This is a genomic window from Nocardia kruczakiae NBRC 101016 (genome assembly GCF_001612965.1).
Classification (GTDB): domain Bacteria; phylum Actinomycetota; class Actinomycetes; order Mycobacteriales; family Mycobacteriaceae; genus Nocardia; species Nocardia kruczakiae.
Window position 1 is genome coordinate 1 of the sequence record NZ_BDBL01000076.1, and the last position, 20,120, is coordinate 20,120.

Sequence of the window (20,120 nt, forward strand, 5' to 3'; positions counted from 1 at the left end):
TCGCTGCCGCCTGGGCGGCGGCGACTTCGGCCCGGCGCCCGCGGTCCCAGGCCAGGTAGGCGTCGCGCTGTCCCTGCAGTCCGGTCACGGTGGCCCGGGCCTGGTCGAGTTGCTGCTGGGCCGAATCGCGCTGGGACATCAGCGCATCGCGCTTCTGCGCCTGTTCGTCGAGAGCGGCCTTGGCGGCGGCGACCGCGGCCTGCGCCTGCTGCCGCTTCTGATCGGCCTCGTCCGCGGCCGCGTCGGCGGCCTTCTTGGCTTGACGGGCGGCGGAATCCTTGTTGGCCTGTTCGACCTGCGCGCGGCGCAGGCCGTCGATGGCGGCCTGCTGATTCTTCGACGCCATGCCGAGCAGATCGGCGCGGTCGAGCGCGGAGGCCGGATCGGAGCCGGCCAGGTAGTTCACCATCGACGTCGAACCCGGGTGGGTGTAGGCGTCGACGGCGAATTCGTCGAATTTGCCCTGCGCCTGGTTCAGCTGGGTGCCGGCGGACTGCAGATCACGCTGGGTGGCCGCGACGGTCGCCGCGGCCGCGTCGGCGGCGTCACGGGCGTTCTGCAGGTCGACCAGCGCCTTGTTCACGGCTTCCCGCTTGCCGGCGACCTCGGTATCGAGCTGGGCCAGCTGCTGGTCGGCGGTGGCGACCTGATTGATCAGACCGCTGACCTGATTCACCCCCGCATCGACCTGCGCGCCCGCCGCGGCGATATCGCCGTCGCTCGGATTCGGAGGTGGCGGCGGCACCGCGGCCACCAGCGGAGCTGTCACCGTCAGCACGAACCCACATAACAGCAACCCAACAGCGACCTTCGCGGCACCCCCGGACCGCCTCGCCGATATTCGCATAACACCTCCCTGATCCCGCTGCGGCTCCCGGCGAGCACCAGATTCGCCAGGACTGCGCTGGGCGACCGATCGAGGCGTCGCCGCACGAGCACCAACGGTCCATCTGCCCTCGAGGGACGCTGGAGGCCCATGTGACACTTCTTCCCCAAGAGTGTCACCTCGAAACCGTACGACACTTCTTTCACAGAGGAAACATCGGACGACAAATCACAGGGGAGTAATTTTCGGTTTGCTAAAAATTCGCCAACCGCGAATGGGGGTTCCGGGGGCGAACCAAACCGGTCGTTCAGTTTCGTCCCGCGAATCGCGACTTATCCCTCGAACCGGGCATCACGCCGAGGTGGTGGCTAGTTTTCGGCGACCCATCGGGCTCGCTTCGCGACACGCCGAGGACGGCCGCCGGAGACGGCTAGCGAGACGGCACCGGCGGATTCGGCGGGACATCGGCGGCCGCCGCTGCCTGCTCGCGCGACGCACGCCGGGACTTGATGTAGTACAGGCCCCCGATGGTCAGCACGAGGCCCGCCAGCAAAACTCCCGTGATCGCGGTCCAGGACACCTTTTCCGGCGTCTCCAGCCGATCGACGAAGATCTGCGCGGCCGTCGCGGTGTGCCCGCCGTGGTACTTGGCCGTGTCCTCGGCCCACTCCAGCCGCGCGCGGTTGATCGAGTCACTGTAGGTGCCGACCCAGTCGTCGCTGAACACCACGACCGTGCCGTGTTCACTCTTACCGAGGGTGGTCGCCAGGTCGCGCATATCCGAATCGCGCCCCGGATTTCCCTTCACCACCACGATGTTCAGGTCGATGCCGTGCGCACGGGCCTGAGCCGCGATCTCGGCGAGCTCGTCCTGATTCTTGGATTCGGGCGCGGCTACATGGTTGTCGGCCAGATCCAGCACGATGGCGTCGACGTCGGTATCCGGCGGGAGCTCCGCGGCCATGGGGGTGAAAACCGAGGCATACGAGACGGTCATCTTCCATCCGGTCTTGTCGAGCCGCCGACTCCAGCGACGGACGTCCAACACATTCACGTGATCAACACACACCTGGCCGGCACACCGGAGGCGACAACTCCGGCGGGGCCTTCGAGCACAGTACGCGACGGGGGCATCATGGATGGCGGCACGCCGCGCCGTACGCGCCCCGCATGCTTCATAGGACAAGCGTACTGTTAGAGTTCGGAAGTACGAGGCGCGCAGCCCGAAACGCGTTCTCGACGACAGCCGCCGGCGCAGCCCCGCCGGTGGCCACCCCACGGGGCCCGCACGCGCCCCGATCGGAACACCGACGAGTGGAGCTGAACGTATGACAAGTATCGATACATTCGGCGCCAAGGGCACCCTCGAGGTCGGAAGCAACTCCTACGAGATCTTCCGCCTCTCGGCCGTGCCCGGCACCGAGAAGCTGCCCTACGCCCTCAAGGTCCTGGCGGAGAACCTGCTCCGCACCGAGGACGGCGCCAACATCACCGCCGACCACATCCGCGCCATCGCCAACTGGGATCCGTCGGCGGAGCCGAGTATCGAGATCCAGTTCACCCCCGCCCGCGTGATCATGCAGGACTTCACCGGCGTGCCCTGTGTGGTCGACCTGGCCACCATGCGTGAGGCCGTGACCGCCCTGGGCGGCGACCCGAACAAGGTCAACCCGCTCTCCCCCGCCGACATGGTCATCGACCACTCGGTGATCCTCGACGTCTTCGGCCGCGCCGACGCCCTCGAGCGCAACGTCGACCTCGAATACCAGCGCAACGGCGAGCGTTACCAGTTCCTGCGCTGGGGCCAGGGCGCGTTCGACGACTTCAAGGTCGTCCCCCCGGGCACCGGCATCGTGCACCAGGTCAACATCGAGTACCTGGCCCCGACCGTCATGACCCGCAACGGCCAGGCCTACCCGGACACCTGCGTCGGCACCGACTCGCACACCACCATGGTCAACGGCCTGGGCGTGCTGGGCTGGGGCGTCGGCGGTATCGAGGCCGAGGCCGCGATGCTGGGCCAGCCGGTCTCCATGCTCATCCCGCGCGTGGTCGGCTTCAAGCTCACCGGTGAGATCCAGCCGGGCGTCACCGCCACCGACGTCGTGCTCACCGTCACCGACATGCTGCGCAAGCACGGTGTGGTCGGCAAGTTCGTCGAGTTCTACGGCGCCGGCGTGGCCGAGGTGCCGCTGGCCAACCGCGCCACCCTGGGCAACATGAGCCCCGAATTCGGTTCCACCGCGGCGATCTTCCCGATCGACGGAGAGACCATCAACTACCTGCGTCTGACCGGTCGCTCCGACGAGCAGCTGGCCCTGGTCGAGGCCTACGCCAAGGAACAGGGCATGTGGCACGACGCCGCGCACGAGCCCGCCTACTCGGAGTACCTCGAGCTCGACCTGAGCACCGTGGTGCCCTCGATCGCCGGTCCGAAGCGCCCGCAGGACCGCATCCTGCTCAGCGAGTCGAAGTCGGCGTTCCGCTCCGACATCACCGACTACGTCACCGGTGACTACACCGCGCTCGACGAGGGCGTCGAGGAGACCTTCCCCGCCTCGGATCCGGTCTCGGTTTCGGCCGGCGCCGGCGCCGAGAGCTACACCCCCGCCCACTCGGCGGCCAACGGTGCCGAAGGGCGTCCGTCCAAGCCGGTCAAGGTGGTCTCCGAGGACCGCGGCGAATTCATTCTCGATCACGGCGCGGTCGTGGTCGCGGGTATTACCTCCTGCACCAACACCTCCAACCCGTCGGTCATGATCGGCGCGGCACTGCTGGCCCGCAACGCGGTCGAGAAGGGCCTGTCCAGCAAGCCGTGGGTCAAGACCAACATGGCACCGGGCTCGCAGGTCGTCTCCGACTACTACGAGAAGGCCGGCCTGTGGCCGTACCTGGAGAAGCTGGGCTTCTACCTGGGCGGTTACGGCTGCACCACCTGCATCGGCAACACCGGCCCGCTGCCGGAGGCGATCTCCAAGGCCGTCAACGACAACGACCTGTCGGTCACCGCCGTGCTGTCGGGCAACCGCAACTTCGAGGGCCGCATCTCCCCCGATGTGAAGATGAACTACCTGGCCTCCCCGCCGCTGGTCATCGCCTACGCCCTGGCCGGCACGATGGACTTCGACTTCGAGAAGGACGCGCTGGGTCAGGACACCGAGGGCAACGACGTGTTCCTGCGCGACATCTGGCCCTCGGCCCAGGAGATCGACGACACCATCAAGTCGGCGATCAGCCAGGACATGTTCCGCAAGTCCTACGCCGACGTCTTCAAGGGCGACGAGCGCTGGCGCAACCTGGACACCCCGTCCGGTGACACCTTCGCCTGGGACGAGAACTCCACCTACGTCCGCAAGGCGCCGTACTTCGACGGGATGGAACTCGAGCCGGCCCCGGTCGAGGACATCAAGGGCGCCCGCGTGCTGGCCCTGCTGGGTGATTCGGTCACCACCGACCACATCTCCCCGGCCGGTCCGATCAAGCCGGGCACCCCGGCCGCGCAGTACCTCGACTCGCACGGCGTCGAGCGCAAGGACTACAACTCGCTGGGCTCGCGGCGCGGCAACCACGAGGTCATGATCCGCGGCACGTTCGCCAACATCCGGCTGCGCAATCAGCTGCTCGACGACGTCTCGGGTGGCTACACCCGCGACTTCACCCAGGACGGTGGCCCGCAGGCGTTCATCTACGACGCCTCGCAGAACTACCAGAAGGCCGGCATCCCGCTGGTCGTGCTGGGCGGTAAGGAGTACGGCTCGGGTTCCTCGCGCGACTGGGCGGCCAAGGGCACCCGTCTGCTGGGCGTCAAGGCCGTCATCACCGAGTCGTTCGAGCGCATCCACCGGTCGAACCTGATCGGCATGGGCGTGATCCCGCTGCAGTTCCCCGCGGGTGAGTCGGCCGCGTCGCTCGGCTTGGACGGCACCGAGGTGTTCGACATCGAGGGCATCACCAAGCTCAACGAGGGCACCACGCCGAAGACGCTGAAGGTCACCGCGACCAAGGAGAACGGCGAGAAGGTCACCTTCGACGCGGTCGTGCGCATCGACACCCCCGGTGAGGCCGACTACTACCGCAACGGCGGCATCCTGCAGTTCGTGCTGCGCAACATGATTCGCGGCTGATATCCCGCACCACGCGGTGCGGCGTCGTGCCGCGCCCGGCGACCGTCGGATCGCCGGGCAGGCACGAATATCGTTGCGCCGCCGCAGGATCTACGCGTCCATGCTCGTACTGTGAGAACCCCCGCGCCGGATCGTCCCGGCGCGGGGGTCCGTGCATTCCCCGCTGGAGGAGCCCATGCCCAAGGTCAGTGACGATCACCTCGCCGCCCGGCGCAGCCAGATTCTGGACGGGGCGCGGCGGTGTTTCGCCGAATTCGGGTACGAGGGTGCGACCGTCCGCCGTCTGGAAGAGGCGATCGGCCTGTCCCGCGGTGCGATCTTCCATCATTTCCGGGACAAGGACGCCCTGTTCCTGGCCCTGGCCCAGGAGGATGCCGGACGGATGGCCGAGGTCGCGGCCAACGAGGGCATCGTGCAGGTCATGCGGGAGATGCTCGACAATCCCGCGCAGTACAACTGGCTGGGCACCCGCCTCGAGATCGCCCGGCGACTGCGCACCGATCCCGAATTCGCCGCCGGCTGGACCCAGCGTTCGGCCGAACTCACCGCGGCCACCCTGGCCCGGCTGGAACGCCGCAAGGCGGCGGGCGCGCTGCGCGACGACGTGCCCACCGATGTGCTGCTCGGCTATCTCGATCTGGTGCTCGACGGGCTCATCGCCCGCATCGCCTCCGGCCACGTCAACGAAAACCTCACGGCCGTACTCGATCTCGTGGAGGCGTCGGTCCGCCGCCGCGACTGAACCGCCCGCGATATCCGCCCGTGCCCGTGCCGGGTTCGTCGTACCATGTGCTGATGATCATGGGGCGGGGACGACGAGAAGGACATATCGGCGGTGCCACGCGCACCCCACTGCATGCGGCGGTCGTGCTGTCGATCACCATGCTGATCGCGGCGTGCGGCAGTGCTGCCGCACCACAGGATGCCTATCTCTGGCTCGAGGACCTCGACAGCCCGCGCGTGCAGGCGTGGGTCGGTGATCAGAATCGGCGGACCCTCGATGTGCTCGAACACGATTCGCGCTACGCCGGCAATCTCGCGCAGGCGACGGCGCTGGCGAAAACGTCCGACCGGATCCCGATGCCGCGCTTCGAGGACGGCGCCGTCGAGAACTTCTGGCAGGACGGTGACCACAAACGCGGCATCTGGCGCGAAACGACGACCGCCGATTACGAAGCGCCGCAACCGAACTGGACCACGCTGCTCGACCTCGACGAGCTGTCGCGAGCCGAGGGCAAGAACTGGGTCTGGCGCGGCGCCGACTGCGACCCGGTCACACATCGCCGGTGCCTGATCAGTCTGTCCGACGGCGGCGAGGACGCCGTTTCGGTTCGCGAATTCGACCGCAGCACACGGCAGTTCGTGCCGGACGGCTTCACGGTGCCGCGCGGCAAGGTCGACCTCACGTTCAGCGACGAGAACACGGTGCTGATCGCGCGGGAATGGCGGCCGGGTGAGATGACGGTCTCCGGCTACCCGTATATCGTCCGGCAGTGGCGCCGCGGCCAACCTCTCGACGCGGCAACCGAACTCACGCGGGGCGACCGGACCGATCAGCTGTCGACCGCGCCGGTCGTGCTGGACAACGGTGCCGGGCGGCGGCTCGGGCTCGTCGTGCGCGGCCGGACCTTCTTCGAACACGACGCCGACCTGCTCACCGCGACCGGCCCGGTCCGGACCGCGCTCCCGGCGAAATCGGACTTCGCCGGTATGGTCGGCAACCACCTGCTGGTGTCGCTGCGGCAGGACTGGGTTCTCGGCGCGACGACCTATCCGGCAGGTGCCCTGGTATCGGTGGACGCCGATCGACTCACCACCGATCCGGAGCGTCCGCAGGTGACACCGGTCTACCTCCCGGGTCCGTCGGAGAGTCTGAGCGGTGTACAGACCACACGCGACCACGCCGTGGTCACGTCGCTGAACGACGTACGTGGTCGCGCCACCGTCTACACATCGCGTCCGGACGGTACCTGGTCGGGCACGCCGGTGCCGTTGCCGGACAACGCGACCGTCGACACCGTCACCGCCGATCCGACGGGCGAGCACGCCTATCTCTCGGTGACCTCGTTCCTCGTTCCGACCACCCTGTGGAGCGTGGACACCGCCGCCGGCACCGCCCGGCAGGTGAAAACCACACCGCCGCAGTTCGATTCGTCCCGCTATGTGGTCGAACAGCAGAAGGCGACCTCGGCCGACGGCACCCCGGTACCGTATTTCGTGGTGCACGCGGCCGATATGGCATTCGACGGTTCGAACCCCACCCTGATGAACGCCTACGGCGGCTTCGGGATATCGCAGACTCCCTCGTATCAGGCGACGCTCGGCCGGCTCTGGCTCGAGCACGGCGGCGTCTTCGTTCTGGCGAACATTCGCGGCGGCGGCGAATTCGGTCCCGCCTGGCACGAGGCCGCGCGCACCACCCGCCGACAGCGGGCGTTCGACGATTTCGCCGCGGTCGGCAAGGATCTGGTGGCCCGGGGCGTGACCAGCGCCCCGCGGCTGGGCATCCAGGGCGGCTCCAACGGCGGTCTGCTCATGGGGGTCGAATTCGTCCAGCATCCGGAGATGTGGAACGCGGTCGACATCCAGGTACCGCTGCTGGACATGATGCGCTACGAGAAGATCGCCGCGGGCGCCTCCTGGGTGGACGAGTACGGCAGCGTCGACGATCCCGCGCAGCGGGCGTTTCTCGAATCCGTCTCGCCGTACGGGCAACTGCGACGCGGGGCGCATTATCCGGAACCGTTCGTCTGGACCACGACCAAGGACGACCGGGTGGGTCCGCAGCACGCCCGCAAGTTCGCGGCGCGGCTGGCCGAATTCGGCGATCCGTATCTGTTCTACGAAGCGGGCGAGGGCGGTCACGGCGCCGGCGCCGACCGGGAGGAACAGGCCCGCACCAGCGCGCTCGAGTACACGTATCTGATGCGGCGATTGATGTAGCCGCCGCGATGCGGTGACCGATCCCACGCCCGATCCGGAAATACCCGGAAATCGGTGGCGGTTCGCCCGGGTATGACCTTTTCTGTGCCCGTCACCGTCCGTGGATACGAACTCGACGTCAACGGCCATCTCAACCAGGCCGTGTACCACCAGTACGCCGAGCACGCCCGCTGGGAGGTGCTGCGCGCGGCCGGTCTGGTCCCGGACAAGATGCGGCTGTCCGGACTCGGCCCGGTAGTCCTGGAATCGACCGTCAAGTATCGGCGGGAACTGCATCTGGGCGACGAGATCACCGTGACCTGCGCATGCCGCTGGGGTGAGGGCAAGGCGTTCTGGATGGACCAGCAGATTCGCAAGCTCGACGGCACCGTCTCCGCGGAATTCTCCGTCGTGCTGGGGCTGATGGATCTCGACGCGCGCAAACTCGTGTCGAACCCGAGTCAGCGGTTCCTGGAACTCGCCGAATCCCCCGGTGTGCTCGGTCTGTGAGGCGTTGACAGCTCAACCGAATCACTTTCGGCGATAGCGCTTTCCACGCCCGAACCCCGGCACGAGGTTTGCACCGGAATTCTTTCGTTGCGAACCGGCCGGGCACTGCGGCGGGCTATGATCCAGATCACGCTCGACTTCCGGGGCAAATCGCGAGCAGATCGGAGTCCAGCCCATGAACGATGCCGGCCGCCAGGTACCCGGACACACCCGGCCGCGCCCGAAACCCCGCCACCCGGCGCCACCGCTGTCCGGCCGTCTGGTCGCCGAATCTCGCGACACCATCAGCGTCCGGGTCGCCGAGGGCATCTGGACCCTCGATCGCGACGACGTCCTCCAGCTGCGCGACGAATCGCCGGATTCCGGCACCGTGGAACGCGCGATCCTCGTCTGGATACGGCCCGGCGCCACAGCGGATTTCACGCAGCGGCGGCGCATTCAGCTCACCGAACGCCCGCTGACACTGCCGCCTCGGCCCAGCCCCGCCGTCGGCGACGAGTTGCTGGCCCGCCTGACCGAGCAGTGGGCGCGCAAGCTCGACGTCGCGCCCGCCCCGGGGGCCGCCGGCGCGACGGTGAGCTACAGCCAGACTCGCAGCGGCGGGGGCAGCGACGACGGCATCGCCTGCGACAGCCTGGACTGAGGGGCCGTTTCGATGAGTGCCCGGTCGCCGGGTGCCGTGCTGATCGTCGCCGAGAACGACGATCTGCACGCCGACGCGATGGCTTCGATGCTGCGGAATATGTACGGGCTCATTCCGATTCGTCTGGATATGCGCGATTTTCCGCGCGAATGCGGCAGTTTCCGGCTCGATCGCGCCGGCGCCGTTCGCTCGATGTCGCATATCGCCGGTCTCGATGATGTGACCACTGTCTGGTGGCGCCGCCCCCGGCCGTGCCGGGTGCCCGGCGGTTTCCTCGACGGCGACGACGATTTCCGGCAGGCCGAATGCGACGGGTTCCTGCAGGGCCTGCTGTGGTCGATACCGGCGGTCTGGGTCAACGATCCCGGCGCCGACCGCACCGCCACCCGCAAAATCGTGCAGCTCGACACCGCCCGGCGCAGCGGTTTCGCGATCCCGGAAACGTTGATCACCAACGATCCCGACGAGGCCCGCAGTTTCGTCGATTCCCGCGGCGGGTCGGTGATCTACAAACGGACCGGTACCGGCCGCGCGGAATTCTCCGAAACGCGCATCGTGAGCCGCGAGGATCTCGGCCGATTCGACACCATCCGCTCGGCACCGACCACCTTCCAGGACTATGTCGAAGCCGAATGCGATCTGCGGGTGGTGTGGATCGACGGCGTCGAGTGGGCGGTGCGGATCGACTCGCAATCCGGTGCGGGATGGGTGGATTCGCGCCTCGACACCTCGGTGGCCTTCACTCGCGAGCGGCTGCCCGCCTCGGTGAGCAAGTCGCTGACCACGCTGATGGGCGCGCTCGGACTGGTGTTCGGCGTGCTCGACATCAGGCTCGGCCTCGACGGCGAGTACTACTTTCTCGAGGTGAACCCGCAGGGGCAGTTCGCCTATCTGGAGATCAAGACCGGGCTGCCGATCTTCGCCAGCCTCGCCCAGTTCCTCGTCCACGGTGAGGCGATGGTGTCGGGCTGACCGGCATCACGGCCGGTCGAGGTCGGCCAGCAGGATGCGCGCGATCCGGTCCAGTTCGCCGCGGTCACGCGCGGACAATCCGGACAGCAGGCGCGTCTCGTTGTCGGTGTGGGCGGTGACGACCTCGTCGACGCGGGCGCGCCCGGCCTCGGTCAGGGCGACCCGGACCGCGCGGCGGTCGGCGCGATCGGCGATGCGTCGCACCAGTCCGGCCGATTCCAGGCGGTCCAGGCGGCCGGTCATGCCGGCGCGCGACAACATCAGCGTGTCGGCCAGGACCGACGGGGTCAGTTCGAACGGTTCACCCGAACGACGCAGTGCCGCAAGCACATCGAACTCGCCGCGCTGCAGCCCGTGCGCGGTGAACACCGCGTCGATCTCGCGTTCGGCGAGGACGTACAGGCGGCCGAGGCGGCCGAGCACCGCCATCGCCGTGAGATCCAGGTCGGGTCGTTCCCGTTCCCACTGCGCCACGATCGCATCCACCGCATCGGTCTGCCGTCCAGCCATGGACACATACTATTCGACGGGATATAGTTCGGTAGCGAACTATTCGATAGCGAACTACTTGGGAGATCCGATGACCACCGAACCCCGCATTCCCGCCGCCGTCGTCCAGCCCGCCGAGGCCGAGGTGCGCAGGACCGACACGGTGACCATGCGCCTGCTGCTGGATTCCGACCGCACCGGCGGCAGTGTCAGCACGCTCGAGGTCACGATGGCGCCCGGCGCCGACGGCGCGACTCCGCACTATCACACACTGTCCGACGAGCTGTTCTACGTCGCCGAGGGCGAATTGCAGGTGCTCGCGGGCGAGGAGATCACGACCGTCGCCGCCGGTGGCGCGATCACGGTGCCACGGTTCATGCCGCACGCCTTCGGCGCCGCACCGGGTTCACCCGCGCGGATCCTGATCGCACTGACCCCCGCCGTGCAGCGCTTCGGCTACTTCCGGCTGCTCGAGCGGGTGGCCTCCGGCGAGGCGACCCTCGCCGAACTCGCCGCTACCCAGGACGAGTACGACAACCATTTCGTCGACGCGCCGAACTGGTGGGCCGAACGCAACGCCCACCGCGCGTGAACTCGAGCGCAGCGCGGCACGAGACGCCGACGGCCGCGGAAGCCGGTCGGGCGAGTGGGCGGGTCAGGGCTTGCTGACCGCTTTGCGCCGGTTGGCACCACCCCGGCTGCGGAGTTGCACATGCGACTCCACGAGCACGTTGTGAATGAATCCGTACGAGCGGCCGGTCTCCCGCGCCAGCGAACGAATGCTGGCGCCCGCCTCGTATTGCTTCTTCAGCTGGGTTTGCAGCCGGTCGCGCGACTTGCCCGTGACGCGCGTGCCCTTACCCAACATCGACTTCCCCTGTGCGGGCCTGTCACTCATGGCTTCCTCCGGTCGCCGTGCAGCCTCATTCCAGGCTAGACACTCGACTCGCAGTGATCAACGCCTCACTGTGATGAAACTCACCGATTGCGAGGATCTTTCGGCGTGTCTCGGCGCGTCGCCGGAAGCATTCGCCACGCTCAGGCCAGCTGAATCAGCTCCAGGTAGTCCTGCGACCAGTGATCCTCGGTGCCGTCGGGCAGCATGATCACCCGTTCCGGATTCAACGCCTCGGCCGCACCCGGGTCGTGGGTGACCAGAACGACCGCGCCCGCATAGCTGCGCAGCGCGTCGAGGACCTGTTCGCGCGAGACCGGATCGAGGTTGTTGGTGGGCTCGTCGAGCAGCAGCACGTTGGCCGCCGAGGAGACCAGACCGGCCAGCGCGAGGCGGGTCTTCTCACCGCCGGACAGGGTGCCGGCCGGCTGGTCGAGCTGCGGGCCGGTGAACATGAACGCGCCCAGCAGCCCGCGCAGGTCCTGCTCGCCCGCGTCGGGAGCCGCGTGGCGGATGTTCTCCCAAACGGTGGCGTTGTCGTCGAGGGTGTCGTGTTCCTGGGCGAAATACCCGATGCGCAGCCCGCGTCCCGGATCGATCTGCCCGGCGGTCAGCGGCTCGACGCCCGCGAGCAGACGCAGCATGGTCGTCTTACCCGCGCCGTTGAGGCCGAGGATCACGACACGGCTGCCCTTGTCGATGGCCAGGTTCACGCCGGTGAAGATCTCCAGCGATCCGTAGAGCTTGGTGAGGTTGGTGGCCATCAGCGGTGTCTTGCCGCAGGGAGCGGGTTCGGGGAACTTGATGCGGGCCACCTTGTCGGCCACGCGCACGTCGTCGAGCTCGGAGAGCATGCGCTCGGCGCGTTTGACCATCTGGTGTGCCGCAGCGGCTTTCGTCGCTTTCGCGCCGAGTTTGGCGGCTTGCTGCTTGAGCGCGGAGGCCTTCTTCTCCGCGTTGGCGCGCTCGCGGACACGGCGCTGCTCGTCGGTGGCGCGGGCGTCGAGATACTTCTTCCAGCCCATGTTGTAGATGTCGGCCTCACCACGCACGGCGTCGAGGAACCACACCCTGTTCACCACGTCGGCGAGCAGGTCGACGTCGTGGGAAATGACGATCAGGCCACCGTCGTGGTTCTGCAGAAAGCCGCGCAGCCACGTGATGGAGTCCGCGTCGAGGTGGTTGGTCGGCTCGTCGAGCAGCAGCGTGGTATCGGATTTGCCACCGGAGCCGTCGGAGGCGGAGAACAGTATCCGCGCCAGCTCGATGCGCCGGCGCTGACCGCCCGACAGGGTGCGCAGCGCCTGGCCCAGCACCCGATCCGGCAGACCGAGGCTGTGGCAGATCCGGGCGGCCTCGCTCTCGGCGACGTAGCCGCCCAGCGCCGAGAATCGCTCCTCGAGCCGGCCGTACTTGCGCACCGCCTTCTCGCGTTCGGCGTCGTCGACGACCTCGGCCATCAGGGCCTGCTGCTTCTCCATATCGCGGATCAGCTTGTCGAGCCCGCGCGCCGAGAGCACCCGGTCGCGGGCCAGCACGTCGAGATTTCCCTCACGCGGATCCTGCGGCAGATAGCCGATTTCGCCCGAACGAATCACCTTGCCGGCGTAGGGTTCTCCTTCACCGGCCAGGATGCGCAGCGTGGTGGTCTTGCCCGCGCCGTTGCGGCCGACGAGACCGATCCGATCACCGGCCTGCACCCGCAGCGCCGAACCCGGCGCGGTGAGCAGGGTGCGGATTCCGGCCCGGACCTCCAGGTCGGTCGCGGTGATCACAACAGTCTCCTAGCACGGTAAAGGGGGCAAACGGTTCGATTGTGCATCCCTCGGACACACCAGAACCACCCATTTTACCGGCTCTCGACGCTCACCCGGCCACCACCCGCAGCGTGCGCAAGGTCGGATCGGCGGGATCGGGCAGATTCATCCCGTTCTCCACTCCGGACCGCAGGTAGTCCACGACCGCGGCGTCGACCAGTTCCCCGGGCACGATCACCGGAATTCCGGGCGGGTACGGCGTGACCTGTTCGGCCGCGATGCGGCCGATCGCCTTCTCGAACGGCACCGTCTCCTCCGGGCCGAAGAAGGCGTCGCGCGGGGTCATCACCGATTCCAGCTGCAGCTCGCGCGGTGCGGGCACGTGGATGTCGCCGGGGCTCGGACCGGCGCCGCGGTAGTGCACGCGCCAGGCGGTCACGGCGTCGACCAGTGCGTCGACGGTGTCGGTGTCGTCGGCCATGGACAGCGTGGCCAGGATCCGGCGATGGTCACTGTGGCCCATATCGATGCGGCGGTGCTCGCGCAGCCAGTCGGCGACCTCGAAACCCGTTGCGCCGGTGCTCGATACGTCCATCAGCACCTGCATGCGATCGAGGTCGTGGGAGGCCTCCGCGCCGAGCAGTTCGTTCTCCATCACCGAGATGCCGGGAATCCGGTCGAGCGCGGTCCGGGCCCGTTCGGCCGTGTGCAGCGCGTCGGTGAGCAGTTTCTCACCGTGCTCGACCATTTGGCGGCGCCAGCCGTCGATGGCCGCGTAGAGCAGCACATTGGGGCTCGTCGTGGTGAGCAGTTCGGCGCACAGCTTCAACTTGTCGGCATCCACCAGATCGCCCTGGACGTGGAAGACCGAACCCTGTTCGAATCCGGCGCCCATCTTGTGCACACTGACCACGCAGACATCGGCGCCGGCGTCCATCGCCCAGGTCGGCAGATCGGGATGGAACGGCAGATGCGCGCCCCACGCCTCGTCGATGATCAGCGGCTTGCCGCGGCGATGACAGACCTCCGCGATACCGGAGATGTCGGCGCAGGTGCCGTACGGGCTCGGACTGACGATCAGCGCGCCCGCGGCGTCGGGATATTTCTCCCAGGCCTGCTCGACCTGCTCGGGCGACGGCGGATGCGACAGGTGCCGCTGCGCGTCCCAGCGCGGCGGGACCCAGCGCGGCAGCACGCCGGAGAACACCAGCCCGGCGACGATCGACTTGTGGCTGTCGCGGCCCAGGATGAGACCACCTTCCGCGCCGCCGGCGACGGCGAGCATCGCCGCCTTCACCGACAGCGAGCTGCCGCAGGTGGAGAAGAACGCCGCGTCGGCGCCCACCGCGTCGGCCATCAGCTGCTCGGCCTCGCTCAGATAGCCGCCGCGCGAGAGCCGATCGTCGAGGCCGGGTGTGGCGAGGATGTCGGCCGCCAGCGCGCCGCCGAGCACCTCGCGCACGCCCGGATCGGCGCCCGCGCCCTGCCGATGCCCGGGCGGGGTGAAGCCGTAGCGGCCGAGTTCTCGGTATTCGGCCAATGCGTCCAGCACCGGGGCCCGTGAGTGATCCATCCGTTCGCCTCTCGTGGAAATCAGTCGATATCAATGGTGATGGCGTACCGCTCAGCGCAGGGCCGGCAGTACCTCCTTCTCGTATGCGGTGAAGAAGCCCTCCAGATCCGGTCCGATCTGGCCGACGTAGACCTCGTCCGCGCCGGCTTCCACACAGGTGCGCAGCTGGTCGATGTGGCGCTGCGGGTCCGGCCCGGCGGCGAAGTGCTGCCGTGACGCCTCGCGATCGAGCAACGACATCGCGTCCTCGAAATCGGCGGGGCGCGGCAGGGTCTGGCCGAGCTGGCCCGGCAGCAGTTCGTTGGCCCACAGCCGATGCGCGGCGTCGACTCCGGACTCCTCGTCGGCCGCCCAGCTCACCTTGGTGCCCATCTGCACCGGTTTGGTGCCTCCGCCGCTGTCGCGGAACAGTCCGACCAGCTCGGCGTCGGGCATGCTCGTGCAGTAGCCGTCGCCGATGCGCGCCGCCAATTCCGTTGCCTGCGGGCCGAATCCGGACACGTAGATCGGCACCGGCTGTTCCGGCAGGGTGTAGATCCGCGCCTCCTGCACCTCGTAGTGCTCGCCGCGGTAGGTCACCAGGTCACCGCGATGCAGGCGGCGGATCACGTCCACGGCCTCGGCCAGCATCTGCAGCCGCTCCCCCGGCGGGGGCCACGGGTCGCCGAAGATGTGCTCGTTGAGCGCCTCACCGCTGCCGACGCCGAGCACGAAGCGGCCGTCGAGTTGCACGGCCGCGGTGGCGGCGGCCTGGGCGATGATCGCGGGGTGGATGCGCACCGTCGGACAGGTCACGGCCGTGGTGATCGGTAGCGACGTGGCCTGGGACAACGCGCCGATCGTGCCCCAGACGAAGGGGCTGTGCCCCTGGGCGTCGTTCCAGGGATGAAAGTGATCGGAAATCCACAGCCGCTCGAAACCGGCCTGTTCCGCGCGGCGGGCCTGCTCGACGAGTTCCTTCGGCCCGAATTGTTCGCTGGCGAGAAAATATCCGATGGCTGCCATGTCCGGCGGTTACCCAGCAGCCGCGCCGGTATTCGGCCGCCCGCGCGCACCGGCTCACCGGTGACCGGCACCCTCGACCGAATATTTTCCGGCCGACTCCGCGAGCCGCATTCCGTGTCCGGCGCCCCGGCCGGTCGCGAGGGCGCCGTCGCGGACGTCGGGCACGCCGTCGACCAGCAGTGGTTCCAGACGGCTGTGGTCGATGAACCATTCCACGTGGCGCAGGTGGGCGAACGAGGACACGATCGGCGCGTGCAGCGCGGGCGCGCAGTGCGCGGAGATGTCGAGGCCGTGCGCGGCGGCGAGCGCGGCGCATTCCAGGAAGCCGCTGTAGCCGCCGCAGCGGGTCACGTCCAGTTGCAGACAGTCCACCGAGCCGATCAGCGCGGCCGCGTCGTAGTGGCGGTAGACGTATTCGCCGGCGGTCACGTCGCAGCGCAGCGCCGCGCGCACCAGGGCCAGACCGGGGGGATCGTCGCTGGTGACGGGCTCTTCGAACCAGATAACACCGTGCCGGTCCAGGTCCGCGCCCACCCGGCGGGCCAGGGCGGTGGAGTAGGCGCCGTTCGCGTCGACCATCAGGCGGGCGCGGTCGCCGAGCAGCCCGTTCGCGAAGGACACCCGCTCGAGATCCCGATCGGTCCGTTCGCCGCGATCCTCGCCGATCTTGATCTTGACGCATCGGCATCCCGCCGACAGCCAGCCGTCGATCTGCTCGCCCAGCTCGTCGTCGGTGAGAGTGGTGAATCCCCCCGAACCGTAGACCGGTGTCGCCGGTCGCACGGCACCGAACAGCCGGCTCAGCGGCACATCGAGCAGGCGCGCCTTCAGATCCCACAGGGCGATATCGACGGCGCTGAGCGCATGGGCGACGACCGCGGCCGTGCCCAGATTGCGGCAGGCGCGTTGCATCCGGATCCGGCAGTCGCCGATATCGAACGGCGAACGCCCGGCCAGGACCGGCGCGAGCACCTCACGCACGATCGCGGCGGTGGCGCCGCCGCTGTAGGTCCACCCCAGTCCGGTCTGCCCGCCCGCGTCGATTTCCACGGTCACCGCGGTGGTCGCCTCCCACCGCAGGGTGCCGTCGGCTTCCGGCTCCGGAGTCGGGAAGCGGTAGACCCCCACCCGGACCGCCTCGTCGATGGTCGCCGTCACTTCCGGTCCTTCGCCGCCAGTGCCTCGGCCAGCAGTTCGACGGCGTGGCGGGGATCGGCGTCCGGTTGCAGCTGCCGGATCTGGGTGCGGCAGCTGAACCCGTCGGCGAGCACCACGGTGCCCGGATCGCGCTCGCGCACGGCCGGCATGAGTTTGTCCTCCGCGCAGGCCACCGAGACGTCGTAGTGGCCGCGTTCGAAGCCGAAATTGCCTGCCAGACCGCAACATCCGGCATCGAGGACTTCGACGTCGGCGCCGGTCGACGACAGCAGTTCCCGATCGGTGTCGTACTGCATGATCGCGTGGTGGTGGCAGTGCGGCTGCACCATCGCCGCGGTGTCGACGTGCGGCGGGGTCCAGTCCGGCGCCCGCTCGGCCAGCAGTTCGGCCAGTGTGTAGGTCTGTTTCGACAACCGCTCGGCATCCTGGTCGCCGTAGAGCAGTTCGGGCAGATCGGATCGGAACACGGCCGCGCAGCTGGGCTCGAGGACGACGATCGGTGTGCTGTCGCGCAATTGTGGCGCCAGCACCCGCAGCGTGCGCCGCAGCACCCGTTTGGCGGTGGGCAGCTGCCCGGTCGAGATCCAGGTCAGGCCGCAGCAGACCGTGCGCTCGGGCACGATCACGGAGAAGCCCGCGGCCTCCAGCACCGTCACCGCGGCGTCGGCGATTCCCGGTTCGAAATTGTTGGTGAAGGTATCGGGCCACAGCAGAACCGTGCCGCGCTCCCCCGTCGTAGAGCTCGTGTGGTCGCGGAATTTCCGGGTGAACCGGGTGCGGGCGAACCGCGGCATCTCCCGTTGCCGCGCGATGCCACCGGCAGCCGAGACCAGGCGCCGCAGGCCCGGGGTGTGGGTCACCGCGTTGGCGAGCGGAGCCATCGAGGTGCCCAGCCGCGCCCACAGCGGAATCCAGCCCATCGAATAATGGGCCATCGGCCGGACTCGGTGTTCGTAGTGGTGGGACAGGAATTCGGCCTTGTAGGTGGCCATGTCGACATCGACCGGGCAGTCGCTGCGACATCCCTTGCAGGCCAGGCACAGATCGAGCGCGTCGCGGACCTCGGTGGAGCGCCAGCCGTCGGTGATCGCGTCACCCTGCAGCATTTCGAACAACAGCCGGGCCCGGCCGCGGGTGGAATGCTCCTCCTCGCGGGTGGCGCGGTAGCTGGGACACATCACCCCGCTGCTCTCGCCGCGGCATTTGCCGACGCCCACGCAGCGCCCGGCCGCCTCGCTGAACCGGTGGTCGTCGTCGGGAAAGGCGAAGTGCGTCACCGGTTCCCACGGCCGGTAGGCGCTGCCCTGACGCAGATCCGAATCCAGCCGGTGCGGCTCGACGATTTTGCCCGGATTCATCCGATTGCGTGGATCGAACAGCGCCTTGACCTCACCGAAAGCGCGAACCACCTTGTCGCCGAACATGATCGGCAACAGTTCCGCGCGCGATTGTCCGTCGCCGTGCTCCCCGGACAGCGACCCGCCGTAGCTGCTCACCAGGCGCGCGGCACGTTCGACGAAGCGCCGGTAGTGCGCGATGCCGTCGGCGGTGCGCAGGTCGAACGGGATGCGGGTGTGCACGCAGCCGTGACCGAAATGCCCGTAGAGCGAACTGGATTCGTAGCCGAATTCATCGAGCAGCGCGTCGAAGTCGCGCAGATAGTCGCCGAGGCGCTCGGGCGGGACCGCGGCGTCCTCCCAGCCCTCGTGCGTCTCCGGGCCGTCGGGCGGATAGGCGGTGGCGCCGAGGCCGGCTTCACGAGCGGCCCACACCTCGGCTTCGCGGTCGGGATCGTCGAGGATGGTGGAACTCGCCTCGGTGGCGCGTTCGAGGTCGGCGATCATCTTCTTCGCCCGCGCGTCGGCCTCTTTCTGGTCGTCGCCGTCGAATTGCACCATCAGCCAAGCCTTCCCGTCGGGCAGCTGCGAGATGGCCTTCGCCGCGAGGTGCCGGCTGTGCTCCAGTTGGACCAGACGATGGTCCAGGCCCTCGAGCGCGGCCGGGTCGTGCGGCAGGATCCGGGAGACCGCGTCGGCGGCGTGATAGACGTCGGGGAAGCCGAGGACGGCCATCGCCTTCGCGGCCGGCACCCGCACCAGCTCGATCTCCGCGCGCAGGACGGTCACCAGGGTGCTCTCGCTGCCGACGAGGAACTTCGCGATATCGAATCCCCGCTCCGGCAGCAGTGCGTCGAGGTTGTAGCCGGAGACGCGGCGGGGAATGTCGGGATAGGCCGCACGGATGTCGTCGGCGTAGCGGTCCCGGACCTCTCGCAGGCGGTGGATCAGTTCGTCGGCCTCCGGGTTCGTGCCCGGGATCGGATCCTCGGCGCCCACCCAGGCCCGCAGCCCGTCGTAGGTGAGGATCTCGAGCCGGCGCACCGAATCGACCATCTTGCCGTAGGCCTGTGCGGTGGCACCGCACGAGTTGTTGCCGATCATCCCGCCGATCGTGCAGCTGACGTGGGTCGAGGGCTTGGGCCCGACCATCAGCCCGGACGGCTTCAGCTGCTGATTGAGCGGGTCGAGCGCGATACCGGGTTCGACCACGGCCGTGCGGGTTTCGGCGTCCACGGCGAGCAGCCGGTGGCAGTATTTGGTCCAGTCGATGACGACCGCCGTATTGCAACTCTGCCCGGCGAGGCTGGTGCCGCCACCGCGCGAGAGCAACGGGACGTCGTGGTCGCGGCAGATGCCGACCGCGACCGCGGCGGCTTCCGGTGTGCGCGGAACGACCACGCCCAGCGGCAGCGCGCGATAGTTCGAGGCGTCGGTGGAATAGGTGGCGCGAGTTCCCGAATCGAAACGGACCTCCCCGTCGACCGCCTCCTCGAGTGCGGTCTCGAGCGCCTGCAGCGGCCATCGGTCTCGCTTCGAGCCGCGGTGCGGGCGAGCCGCGCGATCCGAAATCGTCATTCGTGCACCCCTGTCGTGCTCGGCCGGATTCCGTGCGGCCGCGCCTGCGCCAGCGGGCGGCCGGACACCGCGCGGATACCCGGCCGACCGCAGGTCACACCCGCCGAATCGGACACGATGCCAGGCGATCCCCTGTCGCATAACGTCGCGCGTCCCGGGTACGCGTCAGCTGCGACGCCCGCGCGATATGCCCTCGGGCGCCGGACAACCGCGCGAGGAGAGGAGACCGAGTGAGCGCACAGTCACCGGTAGTGGTGGTCACCGGAGCCAGCGCCGGAATCGGGCGCGCCGCCGCACGGCGCTTCGCCGCCGACGGGGCGCGCGTGGCGCT

Annotated in this window: 17 protein-coding genes; 8 read left to right on the plus strand and 9 right to left on the minus strand. The window is 68.5% G+C overall.

Annotated elements, in window-relative coordinates; translation table 11 throughout:
• The coding region (locus NK1_RS32610; protein WP_369689840.1) for a coiled-coil domain-containing protein at positions 1 to 778 on the minus strand (778 nt) is incomplete at its 3' end.
• A 478-nt stretch (positions 779 to 1,256) separates the two neighbouring features.
• Entirely contained in the window at positions 1,257 to 1,880 is a 624-nt protein-coding gene (locus NK1_RS32615) for an Rv1476 family membrane protein (protein WP_245660991.1), read from the minus strand.
• 274 nt (positions 1,881 to 2,154) lie between these two features.
• On the opposite strand from NK1_RS32615, the gene acnA reads away from it, so the two are divergent.
• The 6 genes from acnA (at position 2,155) to NK1_RS32645 (ending at position 9,997) form a co-directional block, all read left to right on the plus strand.
• Positions 2,155 to 4,950 carry an aconitate hydratase AcnA gene (acnA, locus tag NK1_RS32620; RefSeq protein WP_063015011.1) on the plus strand — a complete coding sequence of 932 codons (2,796 nt, stop codon included), beginning with the start codon at positions 2,155 to 2,157 and terminating at the stop codon, positions 4,948 to 4,950.
• Positions 4,951 to 5,125: 175 nt separating this feature from the next.
• The gene (locus NK1_RS32625; RefSeq protein ID WP_036502387.1) at positions 5,126 to 5,692 is read left to right on the plus strand and encodes a TetR/AcrR family transcriptional regulator; all 567 of its coding nucleotides are present in this window, start codon (positions 5,126 to 5,128) and stop codon (positions 5,690 to 5,692) included.
• 53 nt (positions 5,693 to 5,745) lie between these two features.
• Positions 5,746 to 7,893, plus strand: a complete 2,148-nt coding sequence (locus tag NK1_RS32630; protein WP_245660992.1) for a prolyl oligopeptidase family serine peptidase — start codon at positions 5,746 to 5,748, stop codon at positions 7,891 to 7,893.
• A gap of 72 nt (positions 7,894 to 7,965) precedes the next feature.
• Positions 7,966 to 8,382, plus strand: a complete 417-nt coding sequence (locus tag NK1_RS32635) for an acyl-CoA thioesterase (protein WP_063015013.1) — start codon at positions 7,966 to 7,968, stop codon at positions 8,380 to 8,382.
• A 175-nt stretch (positions 8,383 to 8,557) separates the two neighbouring features.
• Complete coding sequence (locus tag NK1_RS32640) at positions 8,558 to 9,025, plus strand: hypothetical protein (RefSeq protein WP_063015015.1); 468 nt, start codon at positions 8,558 to 8,560, stop codon at positions 9,023 to 9,025.
• A gap of 12 nt (positions 9,026 to 9,037) precedes the next feature.
• Positions 9,038 to 9,997 (plus strand): MvdC/MvdD family ATP grasp protein, encoded by a 960-nt coding sequence (locus NK1_RS32645; protein WP_063015018.1) that lies wholly within the window; start codon positions 9,038 to 9,040, stop codon positions 9,995 to 9,997.
• A 6-nt stretch (positions 9,998 to 10,003) separates the two neighbouring features.
• Here NK1_RS32645 and NK1_RS32650 read toward each other — a convergent pair whose 3' ends face one another.
• Positions 10,004 to 10,507, minus strand: coding sequence for a MarR family winged helix-turn-helix transcriptional regulator (locus tag NK1_RS32650; protein ID WP_174552776.1), 504 nt, complete (start codon positions 10,505 to 10,507; stop codon positions 10,004 to 10,006).
• Between the two features lie 157 nt (positions 10,508 to 10,664).
• Here NK1_RS32650 and NK1_RS32655 point away from each other — a divergent pair, with 157 nt between their 5' ends.
• A complete protein-coding gene (locus NK1_RS32655; protein WP_374726610.1) occupies positions 10,665 to 11,078 on the plus strand; it encodes a cupin domain-containing protein in 414 nt (137 codons plus the stop codon).
• 63 nt (positions 11,079 to 11,141) lie between these two features.
• On the opposite strand, the gene NK1_RS32660 is transcribed toward NK1_RS32655, so the two are convergent.
• The 6 genes from NK1_RS32660 to NK1_RS32685 form a co-directional block, all read right to left on the minus strand.
• Positions 11,142 to 11,384 (minus strand): helix-turn-helix domain-containing protein, encoded by a 243-nt coding sequence (locus tag NK1_RS32660; protein WP_051024681.1) that lies wholly within the window; start codon positions 11,382 to 11,384, stop codon positions 11,142 to 11,144.
• A 140-nt stretch (positions 11,385 to 11,524) separates the two neighbouring features.
• Positions 11,525 to 13,156 carry an ABC-F family ATP-binding cassette domain-containing protein gene (locus NK1_RS32665; RefSeq protein WP_036502358.1) on the minus strand — a complete coding sequence of 544 codons (1,632 nt, stop codon included), beginning with the start codon at positions 13,154 to 13,156 and terminating at the stop codon, positions 11,525 to 11,527.
• Positions 13,157 to 13,247: 91 nt separating this feature from the next.
• The gene (locus NK1_RS32670; protein ID WP_063015024.1) at positions 13,248 to 14,711 is read right to left on the minus strand and encodes an aminotransferase class I/II-fold pyridoxal phosphate-dependent enzyme; all 1,464 of its coding nucleotides are present in this window, start codon (positions 14,709 to 14,711) and stop codon (positions 13,248 to 13,250) included.
• Between the two features lie 51 nt (positions 14,712 to 14,762).
• The gene (locus NK1_RS32675) at positions 14,763 to 15,716 is read right to left on the minus strand and encodes a TIGR03557 family F420-dependent LLM class oxidoreductase (protein ID WP_063015026.1); all 954 of its coding nucleotides are present in this window, start codon (positions 15,714 to 15,716) and stop codon (positions 14,763 to 14,765) included.
• Between the two features lie 54 nt (positions 15,717 to 15,770).
• The gene (locus tag NK1_RS32680) at positions 15,771 to 16,874 is read right to left on the minus strand and encodes an enolase C-terminal domain-like protein (RefSeq protein ID WP_063015028.1); all 1,104 of its coding nucleotides are present in this window, start codon (positions 16,872 to 16,874) and stop codon (positions 15,771 to 15,773) included.
• A complete protein-coding gene (locus NK1_RS32685) occupies positions 16,871 to 19,789 on the minus strand; it encodes an FAD-binding and (Fe-S)-binding domain-containing protein (protein ID WP_084461845.1) in 2,919 nt (972 codons plus the stop codon). The genes NK1_RS32680 and NK1_RS32685 overlap by 4 nt, the downstream gene beginning before the upstream one ends.
• Before the next feature lie 254 nt (positions 19,790 to 20,043).
• On the opposite strand from NK1_RS32685, the gene NK1_RS34855 reads away from it, so the two are divergent.
• The coding region (locus tag NK1_RS34855) for an SDR family NAD(P)-dependent oxidoreductase (protein WP_245660993.1) at positions 20,044 to 20,120 on the plus strand (77 nt) is incomplete at its 3' end.

What these genes read in the sequence shown, in the direction of transcription:
- NK1_RS32675 (WP_063015026.1), bottom strand. Translation starts at nt 15,716, where the DNA reads ATGGCAGCCATCGGATATTTTCTCGCCAGCGAACAATTCGGGCCGAAG.
- acnA (WP_063015011.1), top strand. Translation starts at nt 2,155, where the DNA reads ATGACAAGTATCGATACATTCGGCGCCAAGGGCACCCTCGAGGTCGGA.
- NK1_RS32685 (WP_084461845.1), bottom strand. Translation starts at nt 19,789, where the DNA reads ATGACGATTTCGGATCGCGCGGCTCGCCCGCACCGCGGCTCGAAGCGA.
- NK1_RS32660 (WP_051024681.1), bottom strand. Translation starts at nt 11,384, where the DNA reads ATGAGTGACAGGCCCGCACAGGGGAAGTCGATGTTGGGTAAGGGCACG.
- NK1_RS32635 (WP_063015013.1), top strand. Translation starts at nt 7,966, where the DNA reads ATGACCTTTTCTGTGCCCGTCACCGTCCGTGGATACGAACTCGACGTC.
- NK1_RS32650 (WP_174552776.1), bottom strand. Translation starts at nt 10,507, where the DNA reads ATGGCTGGACGGCAGACCGATGCGGTGGATGCGATCGTGGCGCAGTGG.
- NK1_RS32645 (WP_063015018.1), top strand. Translation starts at nt 9,038, where the DNA reads ATGAGTGCCCGGTCGCCGGGTGCCGTGCTGATCGTCGCCGAGAACGAC.
- NK1_RS32630 (WP_245660992.1), top strand. Translation starts at nt 5,746, where the DNA reads ATGATCATGGGGCGGGGACGACGAGAAGGACATATCGGCGGTGCCACG.
- NK1_RS32625 (WP_036502387.1), top strand. Translation starts at nt 5,126, where the DNA reads ATGCCCAAGGTCAGTGACGATCACCTCGCCGCCCGGCGCAGCCAGATT.
- NK1_RS32640 (WP_063015015.1), top strand. Translation starts at nt 8,558, where the DNA reads ATGAACGATGCCGGCCGCCAGGTACCCGGACACACCCGGCCGCGCCCG.
- NK1_RS32670 (WP_063015024.1), bottom strand. Translation starts at nt 14,711, where the DNA reads ATGGATCACTCACGGGCCCCGGTGCTGGACGCATTGGCCGAATACCGA.